The following is a 17,148-nucleotide window of genomic DNA, read 5'->3' on the forward strand; positions in this document are numbered from 1 at the left end:
AAGAAGCTATCAATACAGGAGTGGATGGTATTCCGGCACCCGCTCGCGCAATCCCTCGCGCAGCACGGCGGAGGCAGGCGCGGGGCCCAGGCCCTCCACCCAGCGCAGGAGAGCGTCCAGGTCCAGCGCGTCCGGCTCGCCCTGCCGCGCCACGCGCAGGCGCGGGTGGCGGGTGGGCTGGGTGGTTTCGCCGTCGGCCAGCCATTCCTCGTAGAGCTTCTCGCCGGGGCGCAGGCCGGTGAAGACGATGGGCACCTCCGCCTCGGTCTTGCCCGACAGGCGGATCAGCAGGCGCGCCAATTCCACGATCTTCACCGGGTCGCCCATGTCCAGCACGTAGATCTGTCCCGAGCGGCCCATCCACCCGGCCTGCACGACGAGCTGCGCGGCCTCGGGGATGGTCATGAAGTAGCGCACGATGTCCGGGTGCGTGACGGTGACCGGCCCGCCGCGCGCGATCTGCGCGGTAAAGAGCGGCACCACCGAGCCGCTGGAGCCCAGCACGTTGCCGAAGCGCACGGCCACGTAGTCGGTGCCTGTGTATTCGCTGGCGATGCGCTGCACCACGCGCTCGGCCAGGCGCTTGCTGGCGCCCATCACGTTGGTGGGGTTCACCGCCTTGTCGGTGGAGACGAGCACGAACTTGGCGGCGCCGCACTCGCCGGCGACGCGCGCCATGTGCAGCGTGCCCAGCGCATTGGTGCGCAGCGCCTCGATCTCGTTGAGCTCCTCCATCAGCGGCACGTGCTTGTAGGCGGCGGCATGAAAGACCACGGCCGGGCGGTGGCGCTGGGCGATGGCCAGCACGCGGCCGTGCTCGCGCACGTTGGCGGTGTAGTAGAAGCCCTGCATCTGCGGGTGGGCGGCGCGCAGCTCCTGCTCCAGCGGGTAGATGGCGGCCTCGGACACGTCCACGCACACCAGGCGCGCCACGCCGAAGCGCGCCACCTGGCGGCACAGCTCGGCGCCGATGGAGCCGCCCGCGCCGGTCACCAGCACCGTCTGGCCCGACAGCCATTCGGCGAGGTTGCCCGCGTCCAGCACCACGGGGGGGCGGCCCAGCAGGTCTTCCAGCTCCACCTTGCGCAAATCGGGTGCCGTGGCGCTCAGCCAGTGGTCGGCCACGGGCATCGACAGCAGGTTCAGCCCCGAGCCCGACCAGCGCAATAGCACCTCGCGCCGCAGCGCCGCGCCCGGCGGGCTGGCCAGCAGCACCGAGCGCACCTGCAGCGCCTGCGCCACCGCGCCCAGCGCCGGGGTGGCGCCCACCACGCTGACGTTGTGCAGGCTGCGGCCCGCGTCTTCCTCGTTCGGCGAAACGATGCCCGCCACGTGCCACAGCGCCGTGCCCTTGATGGCGCGCAGCGCTTGGTCGGCCTCCTCCAGCGTGCCCACGATAAGCAGCGGCGTCTGCCCCGGCGCGAGCGGGCCCGCGCGCCGCTCTGCCAGCGTGCGCCACAGCGCGCGCGCGCCGGTCAGCAGCACCAGCGCCAGCACCCCGAAGAGAGGGAACACCGAGCGCGCGAAGCCGGGGTAGCGCAGCACCATGATGCCGGCCGTGGCCGCCAGCGTGCCCAGCAGCGCGCCCCAGGCGAGCTGGCGCAGGTCGGCCAGCCCCACGTAGCGCCAGGCCTGCCGGTGCACCCGCGCCACGGCCAGCCCCAGCGCCATGCAGCCCACGGCCCAGGGCATGGTGGCCAGGGCCATGTCCAGGTATTCGCCCTGCATCTCGAAGTTGAAGCGCAGCCAGAACGCGGCCCACCAGGCCAGCGCCACCAGCGCCAGGTCGGCCAGCGCGAAGGGCGCCATGGCACGGCTCCAGCGGGCGGTCATGGAGCGCCTTTCAGCAGCACGGCCGCCGTGGAGAGCAGGATGCGCAGGTCCGCGCCCAGGCTGTGGTGCGCCACGTAGTCCAGGTAATAGCGCTGCTTGAGGGGCATGATGGTGTCGATGTAGGCACGCTCGGCATCGGGCGCGGCAGCCAGCAGGGCTTCTTCGTTGCGGAAGGCGATGCTCGCCGGGTCGGTGATGCCCGGGCGCACTGACAGGATGGCGCGGCGCGCCTCGGGCGGGTAGAGCGCCATGTAGCGCGGCACCTCGGGCCGGGGGCCGACCAGGCTCATGCGGCCCTGCAGCACGTCGATGAGCTGCGGCAGCTCGTCGAGCTTATAGCGGCGCAGCACGCGGCCCACGCGGGTGATGCGCGCGTCGCCCCCGGCGGTGACCTGCGGACCCGCGCCGCCCACGCGCATGGTGCGGAACTTGTGGATGCGGAAAGGCCGACCGTGCAGCCCCACGCGCTCCTGCCGGAAGAGCGCGGGGCCGGGCGAGTCGAGCCGGATCGCCAGCGCCACCGCCAGCCCCAGCGGCCACAGCAGCGCCAGGCCCAGCAGGGAGAGCAGCACGTCCATGCAGCGCTTCATGCGCCCTCCAATATGCGGCGCACGGCCGCCGCCACGCGCTGCACGGCCGCGTCGTCCATGCGGCTGTAGATGGGCAGCGAGGCCGTGCGTTCGTAAATCGACTGGCTCACGGGAAAGTCTTCGGGCCGCAGTCCGCAGAAGTCGCGCCAATACGTCTGCTGGTGCAGCGGGATGTAGTGCACGCTCATGCCGATGCCCTGGTCGAACATGGCCTGCACGAAGGCGTCGCGCGGCATGCCGTGCACCTCGATGGGGAACAGGTGCCAGGCATGCACGTCCCCCGGCGCGGGGCCTGGCGGCAACGTGAGGGGCAGGCCGGCCAGCGCCTCGCCGTAGTGCCGGGCGATGGCGGCGCGGCGCTGCTGGAAGCGGTGTACCTTGGGCAGTTGCGCCAGGCCGATGGCGGCGGCGATGTCGGTCAGGTTGTACTTGAAGCCGGGCGCCACCACGTCGTAGCACCAGGCGGGCACGGGGGTGTTGAAGCGCGCGAACGCATCGCGGTCGATGCCGTGCAGCCGCATCACGCGCGCGCGGCGGGCGAGCTGCGCATCGCGCGTGACCAGCATGCCGCCCTCGCCCGTGGTCATGGTCTTGTTGGCGTAGAAGCTGAAGACGGTGGCGCTGCTGCCCAGCGTGCCGACGAGCTGCCCGCCGTGCGTGGCGGGCAGCGCGTGGGCCGCGTCCTCCACCACGTGGATGCCGTGCGGGCGCGCCAGCGCCAGCAGCGCCGCCATGTCCGCGCTGCGCCCGCCGAAGTGCACGGCGATGATGGCGCGCGTGCGTGGCGTGATGCGCTGGGCCACCTGCGCGGGGTCGATGCACAGCGTGGACCGCTCCACGTCCACCAGCACGGGCTGCGCGCCCAGGTAGCGGATCACCTCGGCCGTGGCCGTGAAGGTGTGGGTGGTGGTGATGACCTCGTCGCCGGGGCCGATGCCCAGCGCCTCCAGCGCCAGGTGCAGGCCGGCGGTGGCGGAGTTGACGGCGATGGCCTCCAGCGCCGCGTCGCCCAGAAACTCGGCGAAGGCCGCCTCGAAGCGCCGTGCCTTCGGCCCCGTGGTGAGCCAGCCGGAGCGCAGCGTGTCCAGCACCTCAGCCTCTTCCTCGGGGCCGATGTCGGGCAGGGCGAAGGGCAGGAAGTCAGTCATTCGGTTTGTGGACCAGGCAGAGGACGTGGGTGCGCAGCCAGGGAACGGCGTTGGCCCATCCATACAAGGCGGGATGCACGCGGCACAGGGCACGCCCCAGCGGCGGCGCCAGCGTCACCCGGCGCGCCTGCACGCGGCCCTGCGGGAACAGCGCGCGCACGCGCGCCAGGGGCACGCCGCGCACGTCGGGGTTGCGCGGGTTGTTCACGGTGAAATCGTGCCACAGCACCGCGCCGCCCGGGCGCAGCCAGTGCCAGGCGCGCGCGGCCAGGGCCTGCGGCGCCTCGTCCTGCAGCAGCGAGGAGAACACGGTGAAGCACAGCACCAGGTCCTGGCTGGCACCGGGCACGTCGGCATGCAGCGCGTCGGCGGTGTGGATACGGCAGGCGATGGGAAGCACGGCACGGGCCTGTGCAGCGCGGCCACCCTGCAGTTCGATGCCTTGCACCCGCGCAGGATCGACACCCAGGCGGACCAGGTCCTGCAGGTTGCCGCCGCTGCCGCAGCCCACTTCGAGCACCGACAGCGCCGCCAGGTCGCGCCCGGCCAGCAGCCGCACGATGGCGCGCTGGCGCTCCTGCCAGGCGGCCAGGGCGTAGGGGTCAGTGAGCGCATAGCGCCGGGCGTCCGCGGCCGCGTCGCGCCGGGCGTAGCGCTCCTGCACGCGCCGGGATTCGTCCTGCGTCATCGCGTGAGCGCCCCCCAGCGCGGCTGCGGCGCGCGGTGGCGCCACCAGTCCCACCAGCCGCGCAGCGAGCCCCAGCCGTAGCCCAGGTGGTAGGCCGCGATGACCGCCACCGCACGCGCGGCGACGCCCGGCCCCACGCCGCGCATGCCCGCGATCGCCAGTGCCAGCAGCAGCCCGTAGGCCAGCAGCAGCGCGACCAGCGGAGCGGCGCTCCACACCAGGGCCAGGCCCGCGGCGGCGGCCAGCGCCAGCACGAACGCGGCCGGCACCAGGTGCCGCAGCGCGGCGGCTTGGCCATGCTTGGCGATGACGAAGGGCTTCCAGTAGCCGTACTGCGCGTACTGGCGCAGCACCTGCGCGAGCCGCGCGCGCGGGAAGTAGGTGCTGCGGATGCTCGGGCTCTGCCAGATGCGCCCGCCCGCGCGGCGGATGCGCAGGTTGTGTTCGTCGTCCTGGTTGCGCACCAACTGTTCGTCGAAGCATCCGAAACGCTCGAACGTGGCACGCGGCCAGCAGCCGAGGTAGACGGTGTCCACCTCGCCCTCGTACCCCAGGTCGCGCGAGCGCGCGCCGCCCGCCACCCAGCGCGACTGGAACGCCGCGGCCACGGCGCGCTGCATGGGCGTGCGGCCCTCGGCGCGCCAGGGGCCGCCCACGTTGTCGGCGCCGCTCGCCTGCAAGGCCGCGATGCACTGCGCGAGGTAGTCGGGGGCGTACTCGCTGTGGATGTCCAGCCGCGCGATGACCTCGCCGCGCGCCTGCGCGATGCAGCGATTCAGGCCGGTGGAGACGATGCGGCCGGGGTTGTCCACGCGCTGGAAGCGCACATCCTTCGCACACCAGCCGTCGAGCAGTTCGCGCGTGCCGTCGTCGCTCTCGCCGTCGGCCACCAGCACCTCCATGCGCCAGCCGGGCGGCAGTTCCTGCCGCGCCACGCTCTCGCAGAACGCGAGGATGTGCGCGCGCTCGTTGCGGCACGGGGCGATCACGGACAGCAGGCTCATGCCCCGCCCTCGCAGCGGAAGAAGTAGTGGTAGCGGTGCATGGGGAACACACCGCTGTCCACGCGCGCGAAGCGCTCGCGCATCTGCGCGACGAGGGCCGAGCGGCGCGTGGCCCAGTGCGAGCCGATCTCCCAGTAGTGCCCATCGGTCAGCCGCCTGCGGCACGGGATGCGCAAGCCCAGGCATACGTTCACGAAACGGTTGTGGATGCCGAAACGCCCCGCGAAGCCCAGCCAGGGGAAGTGGCCCGGCAGCGAGATGAAGGCATTGGGCGCGAGGCCGCGCAGCACGTCGAGGTTGGCGCCGAACTGCTCGAACGGCATGTGCTCCAGCACCTCGCAGCACGACACCACGTCGAACCGCTCGCCGCGCAGACGCTCGGGCAGTTCGGCCAGCGGCGCGCAGATGTCGGCCCCGAGCGCGGGGTTGATGTCCGCCGTCACTACCTCGATGCCCGACTGCCGCAGGAAGGTGGAAACGAAGCCGTTGCCGATGCCCACCTCCAGCACGCGGCGCGGCCGCAGCGAGCGCAGCTGCAGGATCTGGAACGAGAGGGAATGCAGGTGCTCGGGCGTGAAGTTCGCGTCGCCCGTGTAGTGGTCGCGCGCCAGCCCCGCTTCGCGCGCCGCGCCTACCTTGCCTTGCCTGCCCATGTCGCGTGCTTCCAGGAATACATACCAAATCGGCCTCTAGCGCTTGCCTATAAAGCGCAAGCAGCTATCAATTTTGAAAAACCATCACCTGCTAAGTATCGGCCCGAACGGCGCGCAGGGCGCACACGATGTAACCCATGTAGACACATACCGCCGCTGCCGCATAGGCCATCGCCACGCCTTCGGCGCCCCAGCGCGCGCCCGCCAGCGCCGCGCCGAAAGCGGCCGTGAACAGCAGGCACTGCCCCAGCAAACTCCACCCCAGCCAGCCGCGCCAGGCGGGCAGGAAGGCCACGGGGCTGGCCACCATGCGCACGGCGCCCAGGGGCAGCAGGAGCAGCACGACCGCCGCCAGTTCGCGCCCCTGCGCGGGGAACAGCCACGGCAGCAGCCACCACGCAGCCATCGCGCCCGCGAGGTGCATGGGGAGGGAAACGCCCGCCATGCGCCGCAACGCCGCCGTGACTACCGCCTGCGCCTGGTCGCGCGAGCCGCTGGCGACGACCTGCGCGCGCAACCCATCGGCCCAGGCCAGCCCGACCAGGCTGGTCGGCAGCATCGCCACGCGCATGCCGAGCGCGATCACCCCGGCGGCGGCATCGCCCGCGACCAGGCCCACGGCCAGCACCTGCCCGTGGTTGGCGGCGGTGTTGAGCGCCAGCCCCAGCCACTCCGTGCGCAAAAAGGGCCAGCGCGCGCGCAGCAGGCGGCGCAGGCGGGGCGCCCCATGCCGTGGAACACGCATCACGCACAGGCTGGCCCATGCGGCCACGGGCAGGCTCCAGGCGATGGCATCCGGCGCCTGCAGCACGCAGGCGGCGGCCTGCAGCGGCACCATGCAGATCGCGGGCAGCGCGCGCACCGCCGCCGCCGCGGCCACGCGGCCCTCGCGCGCATGCGCGGCGGCGCGCACCTGCACGAGCGCGAGCGGCGCCACCGCCAGCGCGCCCGCGCCCGCCCACCACGGCACGGCGCCGGCCAGCGCCGCACCAATGCCCAGCGCCGCCACGCCCAGGCCCAACCCGAGCGCCAGCCGCCGCGCCGCCGCGAACAGCGATGCGGCGCGCGGCGCGCGCGCGTCGAGCTGGCCGGCGTATTCCATGCGCAGCGTGATGAGCGCAGCGAGCACGGTGGCCAAGGCCAGCGCCTGGCTCCATTCGCCGAAGCGCCCCGCCCCGGCCCACCACGACACGAGCCAGGCCGAGGCGAAGAACGCGCCGTGCTGCGCGAGCGTCCAGCCCACGGCCCCACGCACGCTCGGAGCGCCCGGCAGGCTCATCCGCCCCGCCCCACGCCCTGGTACGAGAAGCCCGCGCGCCGCATCTCAGCGGGGTCGAACAGGTTGCGCCCGTCGAACACCACGGGCGCGCGCAGCGCGCGGCGCAAGGCCGCCAGGTCGGGGCTGCGGTAGACCTTCCATTCGGTGGCGATGAGCAGCGCGTCGGCACCGCGCGCGGCCTCCAGGGGATCGGCGCAGAACGCCACCTGCCGCGCCAGCCGGCCCGGGCGCTCGCCGGGCAGGAGCTGCGCCAGGGACTGCACCAGCGGGTCGTGCGCCCGCACCTGCGCGCCCGCCGCCGCCAGCCGGCGCACGATGCGGCGGCTGGGCGCTTCGCGCACGTCGTCGGTGCCGGGCTTGAACGTCAGGCCCCACAGGGCGATCACGCGCCCCTGCAGCGATCCGCCGAAGTGGCGCAGCACCTTGTCCATGAAGCGGTCGGGCTGCGCGGCGTTGACGGCGCGCACGGCCTCCACCACGCGCATGCGCTGGCCCGCGGCGCGCGCGGCGTGGCACAGGGCGTCCACGTCCTTGGGGAAGCACGAGCCGCCGTAGCCCAGGCCCGCGTAGATGAAGTCGTAGCCGATGCGCCGGTCCGAGCCGATGCCCCGGCGCACCTGCTCGATGTCGGCGCCCAGCGACTCGGCCAGCGCGGCCATGTCGTTCATGAAGCTGATCTTGGTGGCGAGCAGCGCGTTGGCGGCGTATTTGGTCAGTTCGGCGCTCTGCACGTCCATGGCCACGATGCGCTCGCGGTTGCGGTTGCGGTTGAAGGGAGCATAGGCGCGGCGCAGCAGCGCCTCGGCGCGGCGGCCGGCAGCGTTTTGGGGCACGCCGAGCACCACGCGGTCGGGGCGCATGAAATCGTCCACGGCCGCGCCTTCCTTGAGAAATTCGGGGTTGGAGACGACGGCGAACTCCGGCGCCTTGCGCAACTGCCCCGCGCGCACGCGCCGCGCCAGTTCGCGCGCGATGGTTTCGCGCACGCGCCCGGCCGTGCCCACGGGCACGGTGGATTTGTCCGCTATCACCTGGAAGCGCGTGAGGTGCCCGCCCACGGCCCGCGCCACCTCCAGCACCTGGCCCACGTCGGCCGCACCGTCGGCCTGCGCGGGCGTGCCCACGGCGATGAACAGCAGCTCGCCATGGCGCACGCCGCGCGGCAGGTCGGTGGTGAAGGCCAGGCGGCCGGCCTCCAGGTTCTTGGCGACCAGCTCGCGCAGGCCCGGTTCGTACAGCGGCAGGTCGGCCTGCCGCAGCCGCGCGACGCGGCCCTCGTCGCGGTCCACGCAGACGACGTGGTTGCCCAGCTCGGCGAAGCAGGCGGCGGAAACCAGCCCGACGTAGCCTGCGCCTGCGATGGTGATCTTCATGATGCGATGGAAAAAGGGGACCGCTGGGTAAAATTGCCGGTTATTCACAAAAGCGTGACCAGCCCGCCGCTGATTGTCCACGCTCTCCACCCCGCACATTCCTTATGTCTTCCGAACAGACCAGCGCCGCAGCAGCCCCCCACCAGGACGAGAACCAGCTCATCGCCGAACGCCGCGAGAAGCTCCAGACCCTGCGCGAGCGCCAGGCCCAGGGCCAGGGCGTGGCCTTCCCCAACGACTTCAAGCCCGCGCACCACGCGGCCGCCCTGCAGCAGCAGTACGGCGCGCTGGACGCCGAGCCGCTGGAGGCGCAGGCCGTGGCGGTCAGCGTGGCCGGCCGCATGATGCTCAAGCGCGTGATGGGCAAGGCCAGCTTCGCCACGCTGCAGGACGGCTCGCTGGGCAGCACGGGCGGGCGCATCCAGCTCTACGTGACGCGCGACGCGCTGGGCGAGGAGGTGTATGCCGACTTCAAGAAGTGGGACCTGGGCGACATCGTCGGCGCCGAGGGCACGCTGATGAAGACCAAGACGGGCGAGCTGTCGGTCAAGGTCACGCGCCTGCGCCTGCTCACCAAGAGCCTGCGCCCCATGCCCGACAAGTTCCACGGGGTGGCCGACCAGGAGGTGAAGTACCGCCAGCGCTACGTCGACCTGATGACCGACGAGGCCGCGCGCCGCCGCTTCGTGGCGCGCAGCAAGGCCGTGAGCGGCATCCGCGCGTTCATGGTGGAGCACGGCTTCCTGGAGGTGGAAACGCCCATGCTCCACCCCATCCCCGGCGGCGCCAACGCCAAGCCCTTCGTCACCCACCACAACGCGCTGGAGCAGGAGATGTACCTGCGCATCGCGCCCGAGCTGTACTTGAAGCGCCTGGTGGTGGGCGGCTTCGAGCGCGTGTTCGAGATCAACCGCAACTTCCGCAACGAAGGCATCTCGGTGCGCCACAACCCCGAGTTCACGATGATGGAGTTCTACGCGGCCTACTGGAACTACCGCGACCTGATGGATTTCACCGAACAGCTCGTGCGTGATGCGGCCATGAAGGCGGCCGGCACGCTGGAGCTGAGCTACGGCGGCCGCGCGGTGGACCTGGCCCAGCCCTTCCAGCGCCTGACCATCCGCGAGGCGATCTTCCAGTACACCGAGGCCGGTGCCCACGTGGACGACGCGGCGTGGCTCATCAGCGCCTTGAAGAAGCTGGGCATGACCGAGGAGAAGGACCGCCTGTCCACGCGCACGCTGGCCAGCCTGCAGGTGCTGTACTTCGAGGAAGAGGTGGAGGACAAGCTCTGGCAGCCCACCTTCATCATGGAACATCCGACCGAGATCAGCCCCCTGGCGCGCGCCAACGACGTGCGCCCCGAGGTGACCGAGCGCTTCGAGCTCTACATCACCGGCCGCGAGTTCGGCAACGGCTTCTCCGAGCTGAACGACGCCGAGGACCAGGCAGCGCGCTTCAACGCCCAGGTGGCGGCCAAGGACAGCGGCGACGACGAGGCCATGTACTTCGACCACGACTTCGTGCGCGCGCTGGAATACGGCCTGCCCCCCACCGGCGGCTGCGGCATCGGCATCGACCGGCTGATGATGCTGCTGACCGACAGCCCCAGCATCCGCGACGTAATCCTGTTCCCTGCCCTGCGCCGGGAACACTGACCCGACATGAGCCCGGCGACCGGCACCCCCGACGCCTTCCCCGCGCGCCTGCACGAGCCGTTCTGCGTGCTGGTCGTGGAAGACCAGGCCTCCATTCGCGCCCTGCTGGCCGACGAACTGCGCCAGGTGGGCGCCAGCGAAGTGCTGGAGGCGACCTCCGCCGACGCGGCGCTGCAGCTCTTCAAGCTGCGCCGGCCCGACCTGGTGCTGCTGGACATCCGCCTGCCCGGCGGCAACGACGGCTACTGGGTGGCGCAGCGCATGCGCGAAGCCGAGCCCGGCGGGTGGACGCCCATCATCTTCCTGTCCGGACTGGACGGCGACCTGGACGTGTGGCGCGGCATCGAGGCGGGCGGCGACGACTACCTGGTCAAGCCCGTCAAGCCCATCGTGCTGGCCGCCAAGCTGCGCGCCATGCGCCGGCTGCGCGACATGCGCCGCCGCCTCGTCGAGCTGACCGAGGAGCTGCACCTGGCCAACCAGCGGCTCAACGAGATGGTGGAGGTGGACGCGCTCACCGGGCTGGTCAACCGCCGCGGCTTCGACCGCATCCTGCACAGCGAGATCCTCGCGGCCCGGCGCGACGGCACGCCCCTGACGCTGATGCTGTGCGACCTGGACCATTTCAAGCGCTACAACGACTCCCTGGGCCATGTGCAGGGAGATACCTGCCTCAAGGAAGTCAGCCGCGTGCTGCGCGAAGTCTGCGTGCGCCCGCGCGACGTGGCCTCGCGCTACGGCGGCGAGGAGTTCGCCCTGATCCTGCCGGGCACGCCGCGCTCGGGCGCCATGACCTTCGCGCGCGCGCTGGGCAAGGTGCTGCAGTCGCGCGCCATCCCGCACCCCGGGTCGCCCGAAGGCGGCGTGCTGACCATCTCCGGCGGCATCACCACCTGCGTGCCCGACGACAGCACCAGCGCGGAGACCATGGTCATGCGCGCCGACCAGGCGCTCTACGCGGCCAAGGCCCAGGGCCGCAACCGCTTCTTCAGCTTCGAGATGCAGATGGACACCATCGAGCAGCGCAACCTGTGAACCGCCGCCGCCCCGCGCCTTCCGCGCCCTGACCCGCCATGCTGACACGCCTGAAAATCCACCTGCCGCCCTGGATGCACGACTGGCTCGACATCATCGTGCCGGGCTTGCAGATCCTGCTCATCCTGGCCGCGGCGCTGCTGCTGCAGCGGCTGATCCTGCGCATCGTGATGCGCGCCAGCGACCACTACCAGTTCCCGCACGAGCTGCTCACGCCCGTGCGCGGCATGGTGCGCTGGCTCATCATCGGCAGCGCCGGGCTGCTGGTGCTCGAGCGCCTGGGCGTGTCCGCCGCCGTGCTGTGGACCGCGTTCACCGGCTTCGCCACCGTGGGCGCCGTGGCCTTCTTCGCCGCGTGGAGCGTGCTCTCCAACCTGTTCTGCGCCTTCCTGATCTTCACCGTGGGGCCGTTCCGCGTGGGCGACCACATCGAGCTGCTGGACACCGCCGAGAAGCCCGGCGCCCTGGGCCGCGTGATGGACATCAACCTGCTCTACATCACGCTGGAAGACGCCACCTCGCCCGAGCCCGGCACCCTGCTGCAGATCCCCAACGCGCTGATCTTCCAGCGCGTGGTGCGCCGCTGGCGCGCGGGCACGCCCGTGCCCGAATCCAGGCTGCACCCCGCCGCCCCCGAGCCTGCGGCCGCTCCGGCGCCCAAGGCGGCGAACTTTCCCTGATCCGCACACCGCTCTCAAAACAATAGCTGCCAGCGCTTTACTGGAAAGCGCTGCAGCCGTTTTCTCTTCAAATCTTGCGCCCCCTCAAGCGCACACCTCTCCCGCCCGCCGCCCGCGCCGGCTCTGTTGGTAACATTACGCACTTCGTTCATCCCGGCGGTTCAACAGCAGGCCCTTCGCGGCCTGCATTGTTTTTCAGAACCCCTCAACCAACGCTGAAGAGACTTTTCATGAACATTCCGTTCCGCATGCCCACCCTCGTCGCCGCGCTGAGCCTGGCTGGCGCCACGCTGCTGTCCGCCGCGCACGCGCAGGTCAAGATCGCCATGGTGATCCCCACCACCGGTCCGCTGACGCAATACGGCGACATGGTCAAGGAAGGCGTGGAGACCGCCGTCGAGGAGATCAACGGCGCCGGCGGCATCGGCGGCAAGAAGATCGAGATCGTGGCGATCGACGACGCCTGCGAGCCCAAGCAGGGCCCCGTGGCCGCCAACCGCGTGGTCAATGCCAAGATCGGCTACGTGGTGGGCCCCGTGTGCTCCGGCGCCTCCATCGCCGCCGCGCCCATCTACAACAACGAAGGCGTGGTCGTGATCACGCCCTCGGCCACCTCGCCCGCGCTGACCGAAGGCAAGAACTACACCTACATCTTCCGCACCATCGGCCGCGACGACCAGCAGGGTCCGTTCGCCGCCAAGTTCATCGCGGAGAAGGTCAAGCCCAAGAAGGTCGCCGTGCTGCACGACAAGCAGTCCTACGGCCAGGGCATCGCCGCTGCCGTGCGCGACACGCTCAAGGCATCCAACGTGAACGTGGCGCTGTTCGAGGGCATCAATGCCGGCGACAGCGACTACTCCGCCGTCATTACCAAGCTCAAGAGCGCCGGCGTGGACTTCGTCTACTACGGCGGCTACCACCCCGAGATGGGCCTGCTGCTGCGCCAGGCCAGCGAGCAGGGCCTGAAGGTGCGCATGATGGGCCCCGAGGGCGTGGGCAACCCCGAGATCAACGCCATCGGCGGCGCCTCCGTCGAAGGCATGCTGGTGACGCTGCCGGCCGACTTCGCCTCCAACCCCAAGAACGCCGCCGTGGTCAAGGCGTTCAAGGACAAGAAGCGCGACCCGTCCGGCTCGTTCCAGATGGCCTCGTACACCGCCGTGAAGGTGATCGCCGAGAGCATCAAGGCCGTGGGCGACAACGCGGACAAGGTGGCCAAGCACCTGCACACCGCTTCCTTCGACACGCCGCTGGGCACGCTGGCCTGGGACGCCAAGGGTGACCTGAAGTCCTACGACTTCCAGGTGTTCCAGTGGCACAAGGACGGCAGCAAGACCGCCGCGGCCAAGTAAGACCACCGTTTCGGCCATGGGGGCGCGAGCTGAAGGCTGCGCCCCCTTGCGCTATCTGGAAACCCTTTCTCTGGAGGAGACGGCACACCATGTCTGATCTCTTGCCCCAACTGATACAGCAGTTGTTCAACGGTCTGTCCCTGGGCGCCATCTACGCCCTGATCGCCATCGGCTACACCATGGTCTACGGCATCATCGGAATGATCAACTTCGCCCACGGCGACATCTACATGATCGGCGCCTACGTGGGCCTGGTCACGCTCTCGGCCGTCGGCGTGCAGAGCGGCCTGCCCGTCTGGCTCGTCATCGCGCTCATGCTGGCCGTGGCCGTGGCCGTGACGGGCGTCTACGGCTTCGTGGTGGAGCAGGTAGCCTACAAGCCGCTGCGCGGCAGCCCGCGCCTGGTGGCGCTGATCTCGGCCATCGGCATGTCCATCTTCCTGCAGAACTGGGTGGCCCTGGGCCAGGGCGCGCGCGACATGGCCGTGCCCTCGCTGATTCCCGGCGCCATGCGCTTCGGCGGCGAAGGCGGCGGCTTCGAGGTGTTCGTGCCCTACTCGCGCGTGCTCATCATCCTGGTGACGGTGCTGCTGATGATCGCGCTCACGCTCTACATCAAGCATTCGCGCATGGGCCGCGCCTCGCGTGCCTGCGCGCAGGACATGCACATGGCCAACCTGCTGGGCATCGACACCAACCGCGTGGTCTCGTTCACCTTCATCCTCGGCGCCATGCTGGCCGCCGTGGGCGGCGTGCTGATCGCGCTGGCCGTGGGCAAGCTCAACCCGTTCATCGGCTTCCTGGCGGGCATCAAGGCGTTCACCGCCGCCGTGCTGGGCGGCATCGGCTCCATCCCCGGCGCCATGCTCGGGGGCGTGATCCTGGGCGTGGCCGAGACCTTCGCGGCCGCCTACATCTCGTCGGAATACAAGGACATCGTGGCCTTCGGGCTGCTGGTGCTGATCCTGCTGCTGCGGCCCACCGGCCTGCTCGGCAAGCCCGAAGTGGAGAAGGTGTGATGCGCCAGGCCAACCGCTTTCCCCACGCCCTCAAGAACGCCCTCATCGCCACGCTGCTCGCGGCCGTGGTGGTACTGCCCATCTTCACGCTGCACCTGGAGCGCGCGGGCGTGCGCACCATCATCGTGCCCGAATGGCGCACGCTGCTCTGGGGGTGCCTGGCCGTGTTCGTGGTACAGCTGCTGCGCCCGCTGCTCGCGCCCAGGCTGCCCCGCATCGCGCTGCCCCGCCTGCCGCAGGTGGCGCCCAGCCACCGCAAGGCGCTCATCTTCGCAGCGCTGATGCTCGCCGCCACCTGGCCCTTCTTCGCGGGCCGCAATGCGGTGGACATCGCCACGCTGGCCATGATCTACGTGATGCTCGGCCTGGGCCTGAACGTGGTGGTGGGCTTCGCCGGGCTCCTGGACCTGGGCTTCGTGGGCTTCTACGCCGTGGGCGCCTACACCTACGCGCTGCTGTTCCACTGGGCCGGCTGGACGTTCTGGGAGGCCCTGCCGCTGGCGGGTGCCGCCGCGGCGCTGTTCGGCTTCGTGCTCGGCTTTCCGGTGCTGCGCCTGCGCGGCGACTACCTGGCCATCGTGACGCTGGGCTTCGGCGAAATCATCCGCCTGCTGCTGGTCAACCTGACCGACTGGACGGGCGGGCCGGACGGCATCTCCAGCATCCCCAAGCCCAGCGTGCTCGGCCTGCCGATGACGCGCTCGCCGGTGGCCGAAGGCAGCACCACCTTCCACCAGTTCTTCGGGCTGGAATTCAACTCCATGCACATGGTGATCTTCCTGTACCTGATGGCGCTGCTGCTCGCCGTGGTCACGCTGTTCATCAGCAACCGCCTGATCCGCATGCCCATCGGCCGCGCCTGGGAGGCGCTGCGCGAGGACGAGATCGCCTGCCGTTCGCTGGGCCTCAACCCCATGAAGATCAAGCTCTCGGCCTTCACGCTGGGCGCCATGTTCGCAGGCTTCGGCGGCGCGTTCTTCGCGGCGCGCCAGGGCATCGTCAACCCCGAGTCGTTCACCTTCATCGAATCGGCGCTGATCCTGGCCATCGTCGTGCTCGGCGGCATGGGCTCGCAGCTCGGCGTGATCTGCGCCGCCATCATCCTCACCGTGCTGCCCGAGCTGGCGCGCGAATTCTCCGAATACCGCATGCTGATCTTCGGCCTGGTCATGATCCTGATGATGGTCTGGCGCCCGCAGGGCCTGCTGCCCATGAAGCGCCACCACGTGGAGGTGCCCGCATGAGCGCCGCTCCCCTGCTCCAGGTGAAGGACCTGTGCATGCGCTTCGGCGGCCTGCTGGCCGTCGACCACGTCGGCTTCGACGTGCAGCCGCAGGAGATCTTCGCCATCATCGGCCCCAACGGCGCAGGCAAGACCACGGTGTTCAACTGCATCAGCGGCTTCTACCAGCCCAGCGGCGGCCAGATCGCGCTGGCCGGCCAGAGCATCGCGGGCCAGAGCAGCCACCAGGTCGCCAACCACGGCGTGGTGCGCACCTTCCAGAACGTGCGCCTGTTCAAGGGCATGACGGCGCTGGAGAACCTGCTGGTGGCCCAGCACCGCCAGGCGAAGGCACCGCTGCTCGCAGGCCTGTTCAACACCGCGCGCTACCGCAGGAGCGAAGCCGACAAGATCGACAACGCCATGCGCTGGCTCGACGTGATGGGCCTGCGCCCGTTCGCCAACCGCGAGGCCGGCAACCTGGCCTACGGCCACCAGCGGCGCCTGGAAATCGCGCGCTGCATGATCACGCAGCCGCGCCTGCTCATGCTCGACGAGCCCGCGGCCGGCCTGAACCCGCAGGAGAAGAAGGACCTGCAGCAGCTCATCGACCAGCTGCGCCGCGACTACGGCGTGGCCGTGCTGCTCATCGAGCACGACATGGGGCTGGTGATGGGCGTGTCCGAGCGCATCCTGGTCATGGAATACGGCAAGCCCATCGCCATGGGCGTGCCCGAAGCCATCCGCAACGACGAACGGGTCATCAAGGCCTACCTGGGGGAAGCGTAATGACAGGCCTGATGCACACCACACCCATGCTGCAGGTGCAGGATCTGTGCACCCACTACGGCGCTATTCAAGCGGTGGACCACGTGAGCCTGCATGTGAACCAGGGCGAAATCGTCTCGCTCATCGGCTCCAACGGCGCGGGCAAGACCTCGCTGCTCATGACCATCTGCGGCACGCCGCGCGCCAGCGGCGGCAGCGTGCACTTCGAGGGCGAGGACATCACCCAGCAGTCCACGCACCTGATCATGCGCAAGGGCATCGCCGTCTCCCCGGAGGGGCGCCGCATCTTCTCGAACCTGACCGTGGTCGAGAACCTGCAGATGGGCGGCTTCTTCCAGGATAACGCCGCCATCGACGCGGGCATGGAGCACGTGTTCAAGCTGTTCCCCCGCCTGCGCGACCGCGCCAGCCAGCGCGCCGGCACCATGTCGGGCGGCGAGCAGCAGATGCTGGCCATCGGCCGCGCGCTGATGAGCAAGCCCCGCCTGCTGCTGCTCGACGAGCCCACGCTGGGCCTGGCGCCGCTGATCATTGCCCAGATCTTCGAGATCATCCAGGCCATCCGCGCCGAGGGCGTGACCGTGTTTCTCGTGGAGCAGAACGCCAACCGCGCGCTGCAGATCGCCGACCGCGGCTACGTGCTGGAGAACGGGCGCGTGGTGCTGGAAGACACGGGGGCCAGCCTGCTGGCCAATGCCGACGTGCGCAAGGCCTACCTTGGGGGCTGACCCCCTTCCGTCCGACCAAAAGGAAAGGCTCTGTCACAAATCTGTGTTGATGACCGGCACTCCGATGGCGTCGAGCAAGAGCTGGCGCGGCTTTGCG

General features: G+C 70.3%; 16 protein-coding genes. 8 read left to right on the forward strand and 8 right to left on the reverse strand.

Annotated elements, in window-relative coordinates; all coding sequences use genetic code 11:
* Positions 1–9: 9 nt before the first annotated feature.
* The 8 genes from AVS7_RS20055 to AVS7_RS20090 form a co-directional block, all read right to left on the reverse strand.
* Positions 10–1,833 (reverse strand): nucleoside-diphosphate sugar epimerase/dehydratase, encoded by a 1,824-nt coding sequence (locus AVS7_RS20055; protein ID WP_020229850.1) that lies wholly within the window; start codon positions 1,831–1,833, stop codon positions 10–12.
* Positions 1,830–2,423: a sugar transferase gene (locus AVS7_RS20060; RefSeq protein ID WP_024001940.1), complete on the reverse strand. Its 594-nt coding sequence runs from the start codon at positions 2,421–2,423 to the stop codon at positions 1,830–1,832. Before AVS7_RS20060 ends, AVS7_RS20055 begins: the two co-directional genes overlap by 4 nt.
* Entirely contained in the window at positions 2,420–3,571 is a 1,152-nt protein-coding gene (locus AVS7_RS20065; protein WP_020229852.1) for a DegT/DnrJ/EryC1/StrS aminotransferase family protein, read from the reverse strand. The genes AVS7_RS20060 and AVS7_RS20065 overlap by 4 nt, the downstream gene beginning before the upstream one ends.
* Entirely contained in the window at positions 3,564–4,259 is a 696-nt protein-coding gene (locus AVS7_RS20070) for a bifunctional 2-polyprenyl-6-hydroxyphenol methylase/3-demethylubiquinol 3-O-methyltransferase UbiG (protein WP_020229853.1), read from the reverse strand. Before AVS7_RS20070 ends, AVS7_RS20065 begins: the two co-directional genes overlap by 8 nt.
* Positions 4,256–5,263 (reverse strand): glycosyltransferase family 2 protein, encoded by a 1,008-nt coding sequence (locus AVS7_RS20075; RefSeq protein ID WP_020229854.1) that lies wholly within the window; start codon positions 5,261–5,263, stop codon positions 4,256–4,258. Before AVS7_RS20075 ends, AVS7_RS20070 begins: the two co-directional genes overlap by 4 nt.
* Entirely contained in the window at positions 5,260–5,916 is a 657-nt protein-coding gene (locus AVS7_RS20080; RefSeq protein WP_020229855.1) for a bifunctional 2-polyprenyl-6-hydroxyphenol methylase/3-demethylubiquinol 3-O-methyltransferase UbiG, read from the reverse strand. The genes AVS7_RS20075 and AVS7_RS20080 overlap by 4 nt, the downstream gene beginning before the upstream one ends.
* Before the next feature lie 91 nt (positions 5,917–6,007).
* The gene (locus AVS7_RS20085; RefSeq protein WP_024001941.1) at positions 6,008–7,195 is read right to left on the reverse strand and encodes a hypothetical protein; all 1,188 of its coding nucleotides are present in this window, start codon (positions 7,193–7,195) and stop codon (positions 6,008–6,010) included.
* Positions 7,192–8,568, reverse strand: coding sequence for a UDP-glucose/GDP-mannose dehydrogenase family protein (locus AVS7_RS20090; protein ID WP_020229857.1), 1,377 nt, complete (start codon positions 8,566–8,568; stop codon positions 7,192–7,194). The genes AVS7_RS20085 and AVS7_RS20090 overlap by 4 nt, the downstream gene beginning before the upstream one ends.
* Before the next feature lie 104 nt (positions 8,569–8,672).
* On the opposite strand from AVS7_RS20090, the gene lysS reads away from it, so the two are divergent.
* The 8 genes from lysS (at position 8,673) to AVS7_RS20130 (ending at position 17,051) form a co-directional block, all read left to right on the forward strand.
* Positions 8,673–10,226: a lysine--tRNA ligase gene (gene lysS / locus AVS7_RS20095; RefSeq protein WP_020229858.1), complete on the forward strand. Its 1,554-nt coding sequence runs from the start codon at positions 8,673–8,675 to the stop codon at positions 10,224–10,226.
* A gap of 6 nt (positions 10,227–10,232) precedes the next feature.
* Positions 10,233–11,261: a diguanylate cyclase domain-containing protein gene (locus AVS7_RS20100; RefSeq protein ID WP_020229859.1), complete on the forward strand. Its 1,029-nt coding sequence runs from the start codon at positions 10,233–10,235 to the stop codon at positions 11,259–11,261.
* A gap of 38 nt (positions 11,262–11,299) precedes the next feature.
* On the forward strand, positions 11,300–11,941 hold the full coding sequence (locus tag AVS7_RS20105; protein ID WP_020229860.1) for a mechanosensitive ion channel family protein: 642 nt from the start codon (positions 11,300–11,302) through the stop codon (positions 11,939–11,941).
* Between the two features lie 230 nt (positions 11,942–12,171).
* Positions 12,172–13,293, forward strand: a complete 1,122-nt coding sequence (locus tag AVS7_RS20110; protein ID WP_034691272.1) for a high-affinity branched-chain amino acid ABC transporter substrate-binding protein — start codon at positions 12,172–12,174, stop codon at positions 13,291–13,293.
* Positions 13,294–13,382: 89 nt separating this feature from the next.
* Positions 13,383–14,312 carry a high-affinity branched-chain amino acid ABC transporter permease LivH gene (gene livH, locus AVS7_RS20115; protein WP_034691273.1) on the forward strand — a complete coding sequence of 310 codons (930 nt, stop codon included), beginning with the start codon at positions 13,383–13,385 and terminating at the stop codon, positions 14,310–14,312.
* Positions 14,312–15,556 (forward strand): high-affinity branched-chain amino acid ABC transporter permease LivM, encoded by a 1,245-nt coding sequence (locus tag AVS7_RS20120; protein ID WP_020229863.1) that lies wholly within the window; start codon positions 14,312–14,314, stop codon positions 15,554–15,556. Before livH ends, AVS7_RS20120 begins: the two co-directional genes overlap by 1 nt.
* Positions 15,553–16,323: a high-affinity branched-chain amino acid ABC transporter ATP-binding protein LivG gene (gene livG, locus AVS7_RS20125; RefSeq protein ID WP_020229864.1), complete on the forward strand. Its 771-nt coding sequence runs from the start codon at positions 15,553–15,555 to the stop codon at positions 16,321–16,323. The genes AVS7_RS20120 and livG overlap by 4 nt, the downstream gene beginning before the upstream one ends.
* Before the next feature lie 11 nt (positions 16,324–16,334).
* A complete protein-coding gene (locus AVS7_RS20130) occupies positions 16,335–17,051 on the forward strand; it encodes an ABC transporter ATP-binding protein (RefSeq protein ID WP_024001943.1) in 717 nt (238 codons plus the stop codon).
* Positions 17,052–17,148 lie beyond the last annotated feature (97 nt).

It is taken from the genome of Acidovorax sp. MR-S7, from assembly GCF_000400995.2.
In the GTDB taxonomy this organism is placed as follows: domain Bacteria; phylum Pseudomonadota; class Gammaproteobacteria; order Burkholderiales; family Burkholderiaceae_C; genus MR-S7.

Bases quoted from the DNA above. Each gene is read 5' to 3' on its own strand.
- AVS7_RS20055 (WP_020229850.1), bottom strand. From the start codon at position 1,833: ATGACCGCCCGCTGGAGCCGTGCCATGGCGCCCTTCGCGCTGGCCGAC.
- AVS7_RS20060 (WP_024001940.1), bottom strand. From the start codon at position 2,423: ATGAAGCGCTGCATGGACGTGCTGCTCTCCCTGCTGGGCCTGGCGCTG.
- AVS7_RS20065 (WP_020229852.1), bottom strand. From the start codon at position 3,571: ATGACTGACTTCCTGCCCTTCGCCCTGCCCGACATCGGCCCCGAGGAA.
- AVS7_RS20070 (WP_020229853.1), bottom strand. From the start codon at position 4,259: ATGACGCAGGACGAATCCCGGCGCGTGCAGGAGCGCTACGCCCGGCGC.
- AVS7_RS20075 (WP_020229854.1), bottom strand. From the start codon at position 5,263: ATGAGCCTGCTGTCCGTGATCGCCCCGTGCCGCAACGAGCGCGCGCAC.
- AVS7_RS20080 (WP_020229855.1), bottom strand. From the start codon at position 5,916: ATGGGCAGGCAAGGCAAGGTAGGCGCGGCGCGCGAAGCGGGGCTGGCG.
- AVS7_RS20085 (WP_024001941.1), bottom strand. From the start codon at position 7,195: ATGAGCCTGCCGGGCGCTCCGAGCGTGCGTGGGGCCGTGGGCTGGACG.
- AVS7_RS20090 (WP_020229857.1), bottom strand. From the start codon at position 8,568: ATGAAGATCACCATCGCAGGCGCAGGCTACGTCGGGCTGGTTTCCGCC.
- lysS (WP_020229858.1), top strand. From the start codon at position 8,673: ATGTCTTCCGAACAGACCAGCGCCGCAGCAGCCCCCCACCAGGACGAG.
- AVS7_RS20100 (WP_020229859.1), top strand. From the start codon at position 10,233: ATGAGCCCGGCGACCGGCACCCCCGACGCCTTCCCCGCGCGCCTGCAC.
- AVS7_RS20105 (WP_020229860.1), top strand. From the start codon at position 11,300: ATGCTGACACGCCTGAAAATCCACCTGCCGCCCTGGATGCACGACTGG.
- AVS7_RS20110 (WP_034691272.1), top strand. From the start codon at position 12,172: ATGAACATTCCGTTCCGCATGCCCACCCTCGTCGCCGCGCTGAGCCTG.
- livH (WP_034691273.1), top strand. From the start codon at position 13,383: ATGTCTGATCTCTTGCCCCAACTGATACAGCAGTTGTTCAACGGTCTG.
- AVS7_RS20120 (WP_020229863.1), top strand. From the start codon at position 14,312: ATGCGCCAGGCCAACCGCTTTCCCCACGCCCTCAAGAACGCCCTCATC.
- livG (WP_020229864.1), top strand. From the start codon at position 15,553: ATGAGCGCCGCTCCCCTGCTCCAGGTGAAGGACCTGTGCATGCGCTTC.
- AVS7_RS20130 (WP_024001943.1), top strand. From the start codon at position 16,335: ATGCACACCACACCCATGCTGCAGGTGCAGGATCTGTGCACCCACTAC.